The sequence below is a fragment of the Nocardia sp. NPDC004415 genome, from assembly GCF_053602435.1.
Genome location: NZ_JBSGDP010000013.1, coordinates 100,654 through 113,800, shown reverse-complemented (window position 1 = coordinate 113,800; position 13,147 = coordinate 100,654). Strand labels below are relative to the sequence as shown.

The 13,147-nt window shown below is 69.6% G+C and carries 11 protein-coding genes and 1 tRNA gene; 3 read left to right on the top strand and 9 right to left on the bottom strand.

The annotated features are described in order from the left end of the window. The 5 genes from ACWEMY_RS09330 to ACWEMY_RS09310 form a co-directional block, all read right to left on the bottom strand. On the bottom strand, positions 1-2,818 hold a 2,818-nt coding region (locus ACWEMY_RS09330), incomplete at its 3' end, for an NAD-glutamate dehydrogenase domain-containing protein (protein ID WP_452389588.1). A gap of 302 nt (positions 2,819-3,120) precedes the next feature. Next, positions 3,121-4,797: an energy-dependent translational throttle protein EttA gene (ettA, locus tag ACWEMY_RS09325; RefSeq protein ID WP_375936801.1), complete on the bottom strand. Its 1,677-nt coding sequence runs from the start codon at positions 4,795-4,797 to the stop codon at positions 3,121-3,123. 69 nt (positions 4,798-4,866) lie between these two features. Further along, on the bottom strand, positions 4,867-5,427 hold the full coding sequence (locus ACWEMY_RS09320; RefSeq protein WP_452389587.1) for a single-stranded DNA-binding protein: 561 nt from the start codon (positions 5,425-5,427) through the stop codon (positions 4,867-4,869). Positions 5,428-5,546: 119 nt separating this feature from the next. Continuing rightward, positions 5,547-6,524, bottom strand: a complete 978-nt coding sequence (locus ACWEMY_RS09315; protein ID WP_452389586.1) for a serine/threonine dehydratase — start codon at positions 6,522-6,524, stop codon at positions 5,547-5,549. Next, positions 6,521-8,590 carry a cytochrome c oxidase assembly protein gene (locus ACWEMY_RS09310; protein ID WP_452389585.1) on the bottom strand — a complete coding sequence of 690 codons (2,070 nt, stop codon included), beginning with the start codon at positions 8,588-8,590 and terminating at the stop codon, positions 6,521-6,523. The genes ACWEMY_RS09315 and ACWEMY_RS09310 overlap by 4 nt, the downstream gene beginning before the upstream one ends. A gap of 139 nt (positions 8,591-8,729) precedes the next feature. Between ACWEMY_RS09310 and ACWEMY_RS09305 the strand changes: the two genes are divergently transcribed. Together ACWEMY_RS09305 and ACWEMY_RS09300 are read left to right on the top strand one after the other, a co-directional pair. Next, positions 8,730-8,803, top strand: a tRNA-Arg gene (locus ACWEMY_RS09305). Positions 8,804-8,943: 140 nt separating this feature from the next. Further along, entirely contained in the window at positions 8,944-9,288 is a 345-nt protein-coding gene (locus tag ACWEMY_RS09300; protein WP_452389584.1) for a hypothetical protein, read from the top strand. 51 nt (positions 9,289-9,339) lie between these two features. Here ACWEMY_RS09300 and ACWEMY_RS09295 read toward each other — a convergent pair whose 3' ends face one another. Further along, positions 9,340-10,230: a hypothetical protein gene (locus ACWEMY_RS09295; RefSeq protein ID WP_452389583.1), complete on the bottom strand. Its 891-nt coding sequence runs from the start codon at positions 10,228-10,230 to the stop codon at positions 9,340-9,342. Positions 10,231-10,363: 133 nt separating this feature from the next. Between ACWEMY_RS09295 and ACWEMY_RS09290 the strand changes: the two genes are divergently transcribed. After that, positions 10,364-10,999: a hypothetical protein gene (locus tag ACWEMY_RS09290; protein WP_452389582.1), complete on the top strand. Its 636-nt coding sequence runs from the start codon at positions 10,364-10,366 to the stop codon at positions 10,997-10,999. A gap of 11 nt (positions 11,000-11,010) precedes the next feature. Here ACWEMY_RS09290 and ACWEMY_RS09285 read toward each other — a convergent pair whose 3' ends face one another. From ACWEMY_RS09285 to ACWEMY_RS09275, 3 genes are all read right to left on the bottom strand, one after another. Next, on the bottom strand, positions 11,011-11,763 hold the full coding sequence (locus ACWEMY_RS09285; RefSeq protein ID WP_452389581.1) for an LppU/SCO3897 family protein: 753 nt from the start codon (positions 11,761-11,763) through the stop codon (positions 11,011-11,013). A 145-nt stretch (positions 11,764-11,908) separates the two neighbouring features. After that, positions 11,909-12,706, bottom strand: coding sequence for an SGNH/GDSL hydrolase family protein (locus ACWEMY_RS09280; RefSeq protein ID WP_452389580.1), 798 nt, complete (start codon positions 12,704-12,706; stop codon positions 11,909-11,911). Next, on the bottom strand, positions 12,703-13,119 hold the full coding sequence (locus tag ACWEMY_RS09275; protein WP_452389579.1) for a nuclear transport factor 2 family protein: 417 nt from the start codon (positions 13,117-13,119) through the stop codon (positions 12,703-12,705). Before ACWEMY_RS09275 ends, ACWEMY_RS09280 begins: the two co-directional genes overlap by 4 nt. Between the last annotated feature and the right edge of the window lie 28 nt (positions 13,120-13,147).

Below are 13,147 nucleotides of genomic sequence, written 5' to 3'. Positions count from 1 at the left end.
GGCGACGGTGCCCAGGGTCGAATCGCCGTGGCCGCGCTGGTCGTAGCTGACCACGCGGTATTCGCCGGCGCACCAGGTAGGTGTCGTCGCCGTCGCGGCGGACCACCCGCTCCGGTGGCAGCACCGCCCCGGTGGCCAGGTCGACGTTGTCGGTGACGTCGAGCAGCCCCGAGATGAAGGTGCGGTAGCAGGCGGTGCCCTCGGCGATACTCGCCTGCCGGTCGACGGCCGGGTCGCCGGTGGCCGCGGGCGGGCGCTTCACCACGAAACCGCCCTTGGCGCCGACCGGCACGATCACCGCGTTCTTCACCGCCTGCGCCTTCACCAGACCCAGGATCTCGGTGCGGAAGTCCTCGAGCCGGTCCGACCAGCGCAGCCCGCCGCGCGCCACCGAACCGAAGCGCAGGTGCACGCCCTCCACCCGCGGCGAGTAGACGAAGATCTCGAATTGCGGTCGCGGCTTGGGCAATTCGGCGATCTCGCGTGGTTCCACCTTCAGCGACAGGTAGTCGCGCGGGCGGCCGTCGTCGTCGAGCACGTAGTAGTTGGTGCGCAGGGTGGCCTTGACCAGGCCGAGCATGGCACGCAGAATCCGGTCGGCGTCCATGCTGACCACCTCGTCGATACCCGCGCGCACCCTGGTCTCCAGTTCCGCGGCGGTCTCGGCCGAGACGGTGTCGGGGTCGAAACGCGCGGCGAACAGCGCCACGAACTGGCGTGCCACCTCCGGATGGGCCAGCAGCACGCGCGCGATATTGGCCTGGCTGTACGGGAAACCGGCCTGCTGCAGGTATTTCGCGTAGGCGCGCAGGATGGTGACCTCGCGCCAGCCGAGCCCGGCGCGCAGCACCAGCTCGTTGAGACCGTCGGCCTCGGCCCGGTCGTACCAGACCGCCTCGACGGCGTCGGTGACCCGCGACCGCAGGGCGTCGGCCTCGGTGCTCGGGGTGAGCAGGCCCGCGTCGAGTTCGGCGACGAGCGGGTTGCGCAGCAGATCGGGGCGGGCCTGCAGCCCGAAGTCGTAGATCCAGCGCTCGGCGGCGTGCTCGAGCCGGTAGGGCCGCTCGTCGACGACCTCGACACCCAGGCTCTGCAACACCGGCAGCACCTGGCTCAGCGACACCCCGCTGCCTGCGATGTAGAGGCTGAACCGCCAGGTGCCCGGCGCGGAATCGGCGGTGCGGTAGAGGAGCTGGCCGATGCCGCCCTCGGGCAGCCGGGCCAGCCTGCCCAGATCGTCGAGACCGCGGGCGGGGGTGAAGTCCTCCTTGTAGCCCTCGGGGAAGGTCTCGGCGGCACGGGCGACGGCGGCCGGGTCGTGTTCGGCCGAGGTGGCGGCCTCGCCCTCGATGCGGTCGTCCCAGCTGTGACTGGCCGCGTCGAGCAGCGCCTGGATCCGCAGCCGGTTCTCCTCGGAGGTGTCCGGGATCGGCGCGTGTGGCTCGGTGGACAGCATGACCGTGAAATAGACACTGGCCAGCTCGCTTTCGCTGACCCGCGCCGAATAGTCGATATCGGTGCCGCCGAGCTCGCGGACCAGGATGTCCTGCATCTCCAGACGCACCGCGGTGGTGTAGCGATCCCGCGGCAGGTACACCATGCACGCGACGAACCGGCCGTAGGAATCCGAGCGCAGGAACAGCCGCACCTGCCTGCGCAGGCCGACGCCGAGCACCGCGACCGCGGTGCGCCGCAGCGTCTCGGTGTCGGCGGAGAACAGTTCGGTACGCGGGAACGACTCGATCACCTCGAGCATGGCCTGCCCGGAGAAGGACTCCAGGTCGAAGCCCGCCGCCTCGATCGCGCTGCGCACCCGCCGGTTGATCACCGGGATGTCGAGCACGTTCTCGTGCACGGCGCTCACGGTGAACACCCCGATGAACAGGTGCACCCCGGCCACGACACCCGCTTCGTCCACATCGGCGACACCGATGAAGTACGGGTAGACCGAGCGATGCACGGTGGCCCGCACCAACCCCTGGGTCAGCAGCAGCAGCGGCCGGTCGCCCCCGTTGATCGGGACCTGGAAATCGGTGCCGATACCCGGGCGCAGCACGCCCAGCGAGCTGGCGTCCACCGCGCTGGAGACGGTGTGCCCGCTCACGGTGTCGCGCCGGTAGCGCGCGTAACCGAGCAGGGTGAAATTGCCGTCGGCCAGCCAGCGCAGCAGATCGGCGCACGCGCCGAGGTCGGCGGCGGGGAACGGTGCCGGTGACCGGCCCGCGGCCCGGTCCAGCCGGTCGGCCAGGCCGGACTGCACGCGGACCATGTCCTCGGTGTCGTCGATGACCTGGCGCACGTCGGCGATCACCTTGGGCAGCGTGGCGGTGAGCTCGTCGAGCGCCGCCCGGCTGGTGGAGGGGTGCAGTTGCAGGTGCATCCACGATTCGGCCAGCCCGACCGCGCCGTTGCCGTCCACCTCGTGTGGGGCGGCCGAGACCAGTTTGCCCTCGGCGTCCCGGATGACCTCGAAGATCGGGTGGATGACCTCGGTGACGCTGACCTGCGCGCGATTGAGCGCCGCGGTGATCGACTCGACCAGCAGCGGCATGTCGTCGGTGACGAGCTGCACCGCGACCCCCACGCCCGCGCCGTCGTCGGGATGATGGACCCGCATCAGCGCCTTGCCGCGGGGACGTTCGGTGGCCAGCTCGAGGTGACGGCGGAAGATCTGGGTGATGCCGGTGATCGTGCAGTCGACGTCGCCGGCGTCGACGTGTCGGAAGTACGCCTCCTCCAAGGTGGCGAGCTCCCCACGCAGAGGCTGGGGCAGACCCGCTGCCCACGCTGCGCTGGACAATTCCGACGAGACCGTCATTTTCCGTCCACTCCCAAGGATTCGGTTCCGCTTCGGTTCCGCATACAGGTGACGCCGAATCGAGACTAGCCCGAGGTCAGGGGCCGCGCCGAGAGACAATCCGATTACCCCACGGGTAACTTCGCCGATGACGCGACAGCGATGCCGAACCCGCCGTGCCGCAACGGATTCCGCTCGCAGCGAACACCCCCCATCTCCCCGGATCCGCGCCCGCGACGGGCCGGTCGGACCGCCGCCGGAGACACCACGGGCAGGGTGCGACACTCGCTACCCTGCCCGTGGTCCGGCTCGGTGTGATCCGCTCAGTCGCGGGTCAGCTTCCGGTGGGTGACCCGGTGCGGCCGGGCCGCCTCGGCACCCAGCCGGTCGATCTTGTTCGCCTCGTAGGCCTCGAAGTTGCCCTCGAACCAGAACCACTTGGCCTCGTTGTCGCTGTCGCCCTCCCACGCGAGGATGTGGGTGCAGGTGCGGTCCAGGAACCAGCGGTCGTGGGAGATCACGACGGCGCAGCCCGGGAACTGCTCGAGTGCGTTCTCCAGCGAGCTCAGGGTCTCCACGTCGAGGTCGTTGGTCGGCTCGTCGAGCAGGATCAGGTTGCCGCCCTGCTTGAGCGTCAGCGCCAGGTTCAGGCGGTTGCGCTCACCACCGGAGAGCACCCCGGCCGGCTTCTGCTGGTCCGGGCCCTTGAAGCCGAACGCGCTGACATAGGCACGCGAGGGCATCTCCTGGTTGCCGACCTCGATGAAGTCCAGCCCGTCGGAGACGACCTGCCAGACGTTCTTGTTCGGGTCGATGCCGGCGCGGTTCTGGTCGACGTAGCTGAGCTTGACCGTCTCGCCGACCTTGACCTCGCCGCTGTCGGGCTCCTCCAGACCGACGATGGTCTTGAACAGCGTGGTCTTACCGACACCGTTGGGGCCGATCACGCCGACGATGCCGTTGCGCGGCAGCGTGAAGGACAGGTCCTTGATCAGCTGCCGGTCGCCGAAGCCCTTGTCCAGGTTCGACACGTTGACCACGATGTCGCCCAGGCGCGGACCCGCGGGAATCTGGATCTCCTCGAAGTCCAGCTTGCGGTGCTTCTCGGCCTCCGCGGCCATCTCCTCGTAGCGGCCGAGGCGGGCCTTGTTCTTGGCCTGCCGGGCCTTGGCACCCGAGCGCACCCAGGCCAGCTCCTCCTTGAGGCGCTTCTGCAGCTTCTGGTCCTTCTTGCCCTGGACCTCGAGCCGCTGGGCCTTCTTCTCCAGGTAGGTGGAGTAGTTGCCCTCGTAGGGGTACGCGCGGCCGCGGTCGAGTTCGAGGATCCACTCGGCGACGTTGTCGAGGAAGTACCGGTCGTGGGTGACGGCCAGCACAGCGCCCGGGTAGGAGGCCAGGTGCTGTTCGAGCCACAGCACCGACTCGGCGTCGAGGTGGTTGGTTGGCTCGTCGAGCAGCAGCAGATCCGGCTTGCTCAGCAGCAGCTTGCACAGCGCGACACGGCGGCGCTCACCACCGGAGAGCTTGGTGACCGGCTCGTCCGGCGGCGGGCAGCGCAGCGCGTCCATGGCCTGTTCGAGCTGGGAGTCGACATCCCACGCGTCGGCGTGGTCGAGGAACTCCTGCAGCTTGCCCATCTCGTCCATGAGCTCGTCGGAGTACTCGGTGGCCATCAGCTCGGCGATCTCGTTGAAGCGGTCCAGCTTCACCTTGACCTCGCCGAGGCCCTCCTCCACGTTGCCGCGGACGGTCTTCTCCTCGTTGAGCGGCGGCTCCTGCTGCAGGATCCCCACCGTCGCGCCGGGCGCGAGGAACGCCTCACCGTTGTTCGGCCGGTCCAGCCCCGCCATGATCTTCAGCACGCTGGACTTACCCGCGCCGTTGGGTCCGACGACACCGATCTTGGCGCCGGGCAGGAAGTTCAGCGTCACGTCGTCGAGAATGACCTTGTCGCCGTGCGCCTTGCGAACCTTGATCATCTGATAAATGAACTCAGCCATATATGGAAGCCTATCGGTGCGGGTAACGGGGATGAGATGCGGAGCGGGCCGGGTGCCGCGGACAGCGCCTCAGGCGTCGACCTGCTCGGGGATGCCCGCCGGGGGCACCGCGTCCGGCGATCGCGCCGGGAGGGAATCCGCCGCGGTCGTAGAGGCTACGGCAGTGGGGGCGGTGGGCGCATACTCGGCCACGTCCTCGGCGCCCGGGAGTACAGCGCCGGTGTGACCGGAGATATTCCGCGCCGGATGCGACATCGCGCGCGCTGCGTCCGACCGGCGCACCACCGAGGCACCGCACCGGCCCAGATCCGGCCCCACTGCGGCCGCGCGCATCTCCAGATCACGCCGCTCGGTGCCGTCTTTTGCCCGGTACTCGTGTGAGCGCAACTGCCCGCAGGCGATCACCGGATCACCCCGGTGCAGCGACCGCCCCACCCCGATCGCCAGCCTGCGCCAGCACGAGACCGTGAGGTAGAGGTTGCCGTTGTCCACCCATTCCCCCGTGGCCGGGTCGAGCCGCCGCGCATTGCTGGCCATCCGGAAGGTGACCACCTGGTCGCCGTTGCCGAGATCGCGTCGTACCGGATGGGTGATCACGGTGCCGACCACCGTCGTGTTCGCCTCGTACATCGAATCCGCCCCCGCTCGTCGTGTTGTGCTGACGATTCAAGGATGACCGGCCACGGACCCGGCCGGGAGCCGCGAGGACGATTTGTGGACAACTTCCCCGGTTGTGGATATCCGCCGTGTCAGACGACGGGGAGTTCGGTGTTGGCCCCGCACAGCACCACGATCGGCCGCACTCCGGGCTCCGGGGTGTAGACCCCGCTCTGCACCGCGGCCAGCGCCGCGGCACCCTCGAGTTCCACCACCACCCGGAATTCCCGCCACAGGTACTCGCGGGCCGCGCTGATCGCGTCGTCGGCGACCGACAGCGCCGGCATCCGGTGCCGCTGGGCGATGTCGAAGGCGATGTCACCGACCCGGGTCGCGCACAGCAGCTCGGTGGCCGCGGACTGCGCGGTGATGTCGACCGGCCTGCCCGCCGCGAGCGCCGCCGACAGCGCCGGGGTGTGCTCGGACTCGACGCCGACGATCTGCCTGCGCCTACCCAGCGCCGCCCCCAGCCCCGCGATGAGGCCGCCCCCACCGATCGCGGCCAGCACCGGCGGGCGCCCGCGCACCTGTTCCTCCAGCTCCAGCCCGATGACACCAGCTCCCGCCACCACGGCGGGCATGTCGTAGGCGTGCAGATGTTCGGCGCCGCGTTCGGCGGCCAGCGACACCGCGCGCTGCTGCGCCTCGGCGTAGCTGGTGCCGTGCCAGAGCACTTCGGCACCGTGCGCCCACATCGCCGCGACCTTGGTGTGCGGCGCCGATTCGGGCACCACCACCGTGCAGTCGCGGCCCAGCTGGGCAGCGGCCAACGCCACCGCGATCCCGGCATTGCCGCCCGAGGCGACCACCACGTGGCCGGTCTGCTCGCGGGTGCTGAGCAGCGCGTTGAGCGCGCCCCGCACCTTGAAGGTGCCGCCGTGCTGGAGGAACTCCAGCTTCAGCGATACCGGCACCGGCCCGTCCGGCCCGTCGACGCTGGTGTGGAAGACCGGGGTCTTGCGGACCCGGCCGGTCAGCCTGCGCCGGGCCGCGCGCACCTCGGTGCGCAGGATCCGTGGCGGCTCGGCACGCTCGGCCGACTCGCTCACCGGCACCTCGCGTGCGCTCACCGGCGCACCTCGCCGTCGCGGCGCGCCAGCTCCGCGTACATCGCGTTGTAGGCGGTGAGATCGGCGTCGTTGTCCCGGTCGGCGGCGCGGTCGGTGCGTTTGGCCAGGCGCTGGTCGCTGCGCGACCACTGGATCAGCAGCGCCAGCATCACCACCACCAGCGGCACCTCACCGCTGGCCCAGGCGAAACTGCCGCCGTTGCGCTGGTCGGCGAGCAGGTCGATGTGCCAGCCCAGGCCGAGCGTGCGGTAGAACCAGCCGCCCAGCACGGTGGTCATGCTCATCAGCGCGATGCCGAAGAACGCGTGGAACGGCAGCGTGCCGAACACCATGGCGAGTTTGGTCAGCGGCGCCACCTCGCGCGGCTTGGGATCGATGCCGATCACCACCCAGTAGAACAGGTAGCCGCTGAGCAGGAAGTGCGCGTTCATCATCAGATGGGCGGCGTGCGAATCGACCGTGGTGTCGAAGATGCCGCCCAGGTAGAGCGCGTAGAACCCGGCCACGAAGATCACCGAGGCGACCACGGGCTGGGTCAGGAACCGCGAGACCGGGTTGTGCACGGCGGCCAGGATCCACTCGCGCGGCCCCGGCACCCCGCCACGACCGGCGGGCGGCAGCGCGCGCAGCGCCAGCGTCACCGCGCCGCCGAGGGCGAGCAGGATCGGCGCCAGCATCGACAACGCCATGTGCGCACCCATGTGCACGCTGAACATGGCCGGTGAATACCGGCCGACCCCCGAAGACGTCGCCAGCAGCAACACCAGGCAGCCGCTGCACCAGGCGATCGTCCGGCCCAGCGGCCACGCGTCTCCGCGCTTGCGCAGGCGGTAGACCCCGATCAGATAGAGCGCCGCGAGCACGATGGCCAGCGTCCCGAAGATCAGGTCGAAGCGCCAGTCGAACAGCAGCCTGGCCACCGTCGGCGGCCCGTCGATGACGTACCCGAGTTCGACCTCCATCGGCGTCGGAATCGAGGTGGGGGGCGGAGGCGGCGTGCGGCCGAGGCCGACGGCCAGCCCGATCGTGGCCGCGAAGATCAGCATCTCCACCCCGGCGAAGCGGATCAGGGCCGAGCGGTCGCGCGGGTCGGCGGCCAGCGCCGGCAGCGCGGCACGACGCTGCAGATAGCCGATGGCGGCGAGCACGAGCAGCGCGGCGGTCTTGGCCAGCACCAGCCTGCCGTAGGTGGTGGTGAAAAGATCCGCGGCGGGCACCCGCACCCAGGCGTTGATCACGCCGCTGACCGCGATCACCGCGATCGACACCGTGGCCGCCAGCGAGAACCGCCGCGCCGCCACATCGGTGCCCGCGCCGCCGCGCATCGCGTGCGCGAGCACCGCGATCAGCCCACCGACCCACACCGCCGCCGCCACCATGTGCAGCAGCAGCGAGTTGGTCGCCACATCGTGCGACCCGCCCGAGGACGAATGCCCGGTCAGCGCCAGCGGCATCATCGTCACCAGCGCGCCACCCAGCAGCACCGGCGTCCAGCCCCAGCGCAACGCCAGCCGGCAGCCGATCGCCACGATCAGCGCCAGCAGCGCCGTCGTGCGCCAGGCCCCCGCCACCTCGACCTGGGCGATCACCGGCCACAACTTCTCGGGCCGCCAGATGCTCGTCACCGGCTGACCGGTCGTGTCCGACACCGTCAACGGCACCAGCAGCGCCGCCGCCCCCGCCCACACCAGCGCCGCCGCCGAAGCCCGCCGCACCGCCCGATAGCCCCCCGCTTCCAGCAACCCGCTGTCGCGCGGGGGCAGCAGGAACGCCGCGAACAGCAGCGAGCCGACGGTCACCGCGGCGGCCAGATCGGCCACCGCCCGCAGCGCGGGCAATCCGTATGTTGTCAACGGCCCCGGATCGGGTATACCCAGCAGACTCAACGCCTGCGCCGCCGACAACCCGACCACCATCGCCGCGACCACCGCGGCAACAGCCCCCGCGACAGCACTCAGCACGCCGAAGGACGCAGCGTTGCCCACCGGCACGGACCGCCCCGACTCCGCCGCCGGTGGTCCACCGTCGACGGCGGGTCCAGCGGAGGGGTCCTGCGATAACGACATGACAACGAGGGTAGTTCGGCGTACCCGGCACCGCCCCGATGGGGCTCTCGCTCCCGCCGTCACCCCCACCCGATCTGGTCGGTCGCTATACTTTTCGAGCTGGACAGCGCGGCCCAGATCCGCCAAGGTGTATGCGACTGCCTCCGTAGCTCAGTTGGATAGAGCAAGAGCCTTCTAATCTCTAGGTCGCAGGTTCGATTCCTGCCGGGGGCGCAGAATTGCCTCTGACCTGCAACGATCGCGGGTCAGAGGCACCAGTGCCGCTGAGCTCGGTTCTTCAGCAGGTAGATATGTCACAGATACCGGCGTATGCGCAGGTCCGCTGTGGATCGTCGGATCGATACGCTGCTGCGGTGAAGGAAATGCTGGCCAAGGGTGATCGCTGTGAACTTCCCGCAATCGCCGTCTGTTGGATCGGCGATGATCCGCAACCGGGCATGGTCCTGGTCGAGTTGGTAGACATCCACGGCCGACCTCACCAACTGGTCGCCAAGACCGCCTACTTCGGCGGGGATTTGCTTCCCACATCGGCCTACCCGTGTCCCACCACGATCCAGTGCACCATCGAAGATATCGACGACGACAGAGCTACCGTCAGCACCTGGTGGCTGTCCGGTGGACCGGACGATGTTCCGTTCGTCTTCGACGTGCGGCTGGACGCCCTCGGCACGGCTGACCGCGATGTTCTGATCGAGTGACAGAGGGTCGGCCATGACCGGCTGTCGCCAACTGGCATGTGGGTCTACGTGTCAGAAGCCGCCGCCGCAGGAGGAGAAGCTGTTGTGGCCGCCGTAGCTGGAGTGGCCGCCGATGGTGGGGTTGGGGCGGGGCGCTGGGCGGGGTGGGATCGTCAGGGGGTCGGGCCAGTGGCGGGGAGCTATGACGGTCCACCAAGTGGTGAAACGGGCGTCGATGGCTTGCTCGATTTCGGTGCGGGCGGCGGGGGCCCAGTGGACGGTGTAGCCGGTGAGGTGGTGGGTGGGGCGTTGGAGGGTGTCGATCAGGTCGGGGGTGGTCAGGGGGGAGTCGTCGTCGCGGGAGATGTGGACGGTTCGGTCGGGTTCGGTGACGTGGTAGCTCCAGTGGGTTCGGGCGGCCACCTCGGTGAAGTGGGCGTCGCGTTGTTCCCGTTCGCGCTGGATGCGCCAGCGTATTTCCTGTAGTTCCTGTTCGCGGGCTTCGGCCTCGTGCACGCGGGCGTCGATCTGCTCGCGGACGGGGCGATAGTGCTCGGTGATGTCGTGTAGCCGGGCTTCGAGTTCGTCGAATGCCTGTCGGGAGGCCGCGCGGCGGCGCGATGCCGACCAGCCGTGCGCGCGGCGTAGTCCGGGGTAGAAGCCGCGCTCGATCCGCAGGCCGAGATCGTGGACGACCTGCTGTTCGGCGGTCGACAGCGCGTCCAGGGCGACGGTCCTGGCGCTGATCCACGCTGCGGATTCTTCGTCGGTGGCGTCGATCTCGACACTCGGCTTGACCCGCCTCGATTCGAGGCAGGTCCACCCACGCTCTTCCCGGCCTGCGGGTGTGGGGACGGAGTAGATCTCGACGAATGCCCGACTCGGGTCGAACAGCGTCTTCTGCCGGTCGTTCAGGGCGTAGCGGAAATCGAACGAAAAGCGGTCCAGTATCACCGAAACCATCGTGTTCCTCCCCACGGGTATCTCCACGGTAGCGCCGGTGTGGTCGCTACGGGTCGGGCTTCGCGCCGAAGTCGGGCAGGATGACGTGTGGGCCCGGGGACGGTCGGTGCCGTCGGATCGTTGAGGAGCCGTTGTGTCGGACACGTTTGTCGTCGCCGCTCGAATTCCCCTGGGGCGGGAGTCCTTCGAGGACTGGCTGGAGACACCGGCGCCGGGCCCGGAGGTCATCGAGAACAGCGAGGCGATGTTCGACGGGTGGTTCTGGGACGGGAAGGCTCCGGACTGGGGACAAGCCGAGCAAGGGGTGACGCCTCGGGTGTATTTCGGGGACTGCTTCGGGGAGAACACCGGTGGGCTCACCTATGTGCTGCGGTATCGGGAGGGCGCGCTCGAGGCGTATCTGATGCACTTCGGGTTCTGTGAGTCGAACGTCTACACCGCGCTGGTGATGCTCGCCGCGGCGGGACGACGGAGTTCCGCGACGACACCGAGCACGGTGCTGTTCTGGGCCGAGACCAGCGGGTCGATGTTCGCCGCCGACTCCGATGCCTGGCTGGCGACGCTGCTGGTCGGCACCGGCGGGGCGCGGTTCACCTGTGGCACCGATCTCACGGCGACGATCGCGGCGTTGCGGGCGGCGGAATCGGACTACTTCGATCTGCTCGTCCGGCTGGCCGGGGTGGAGGAGTCGGTCGACGGAATGTCGGGGTTCGCGGCGATCGCTCGCGATCCGCGGTTCGTGGATCCCGCTGTCCTCACCGGGAGTTGAGCCACAGCCGGTCAGCCGAAGACGCGCAGGCAGAGGATGCGCCCGTCGATTCCGTCGTACTCGTCGAGCTTCACCGCGTCCTCGAATTGCCCGCACGGGGAAATCTTCCCGGTGTCGGGGACGTCCGCGATGACCTTCGCCTGCACCGCCGGGTCCGAACATTCCACCGTCAGCAGCTCGGTATAGGAGGACCGGACGTCACTGCCGTCCGTGCCGCCCACGCAGTCGCCGACCGCCGGGGTGCCGACGGTGTTCCGATCGCCGAGAACCCACCAGACCCCGACCCCGCCCCCGAGAACAGCGACGACGGCGACCAGCGCTCCCACGAGGACGGACAGCCGCACCCGACGCCCGGCCGCCACATCGGGGCCGCGATGCGCGGAGGCGATGCCGGGACCCGCGAACCAGGTTCGAGCCGAGGGCCGATTCAGCAGAACGAGCACGGCGATCACCGCGAGCACACCGATCGGTCCGGGCGAGATCCGGACCAGCGCGACCTCCGCGTCCGGGTCGACGGCAGCGGCGGACCCGAGCGCGACGAACCCTTCGAGCACCGCGAACACGGTCGCGGTGATCCGCACCGACCGCCGCCTGCGCCCGAAGAAGCAGGCGGTGACGGCCAGCGCCCAGAAGAACAGGTAGCCCTGGGTGTTCGCGCCCGCGGCGATCGGGTGACCCAGCCCGATCAGCACGACGGTGCCGATGACCCCGATCCCGACCATGAGAAAGACGACGACCTGCGCCGACCGCACACCGACCGGCATCCGGAGGTTCTGCGCAACACCCGGATTCGTTGACTGCTGGTCCAAAACTGCGTTCTCCCTGAACTCGTCGTTCCGCAGCGAACATAGCCGCCGACGGACGCCGAGCGCGCGGAGAGGGCTGCCTCGAGGTAGGCGGCCCGCGCTGTCAGGTGACGGGCGAAACCGCCACCGAACCGACCGGCAGCAGCTGCGGTCGTTTGGCGACCCGTCCGTCACCGGAGGACTTCCCGGTGAGCCTGCGCAGCAGCCACGGACCGAGAAAGCCACTCGCCCAGCGCACTTCGGTCACGCCGGTGGCCAGGATGCCGGGCGTGGGCAGCGGCGGCAGCGGTTCGGCCCAGCTGCCGTCGGCCCCGGGTAGCGACAACGTCTGCGCCAGGGCGTCGGCGATGCGCTGGTGGCCGAGTGGGCTGCAGTGCAGGCGATCCCACGACCACATGCGCGGATCGGTGACCACCGGAAGGTGGGCGAAGTCGGCCACCAGGACCCCGTGATCGGCCGCCACGGCGCGGACCATCTCATTGAGCGCGACCAGGCGCCCACCCAGTGGCCGGGTGAGGGGCATGACCGCGGTGAGGTCGGGGAAGGTCACCGTCGCCACCACCGCGCCCTGCCCGGTGAGGGCGGCGAACATCGCGGCGAGGTGCTCCCCCACCGCGTCGGCGTCGAAGCTCGGACGCAGCATGTCGTTCACCCCGGCGATGACCGTGGCCACATCGGGCCGCAGCGCCAGTGCCGCGTCGAGCTGGTCGGCGCGGACCTGGCCCGCGAGTTTGCCGCGCACGGCCAGGTTCGCGTAGTGCAGGTCGGGGGCGGCCACGGCCATCCTCGCGGCGAGGCGGTCGGCCAGGCCGATCAGCCCGGTGCTGTCGTCGCCGTCGCCGACGCCTTCGCTCTGGCTGTCGCCGAGTGCGACATAGCGCGAGAACCCCGGCGTGCTCACGCGGTGGCCTTGCCCTCGATCGCCTCTCGCGCTTCTTGCTGGATGCGCGGGTACTGCTCGGCCATCCGCGCGGCCAGCGCCTTGGCGGCCGAGAGCGGGCGCACCATCACCGTGAACTCGTCGATGCGGCCTTCCTCGTCGTAGTGCAGGAAGTCGCAGCCCGACAGCCGCAGCCCGTCGACGGTGGCCTCGAACACCAGCGCGTGATCACGTCCGTCGGCGCCGCCGATCTCGCGCACGTAGCGGAAGTCCTCGAACACCCGCAGCACCGCCCGCAGGATGGCCGCCGTGACCGGCTTACCCGGATACGGCGCGAACGCCACCGGGCTGGTGAACACCACGTCGTCGGCGAGCAGCGCTTCGAGGGCGTCGTGATCCCTCGCCTCCACCGCGGTCCGGAACGGATGACCCATGGCAGCCTCCTAGGCAAATAATTGAATA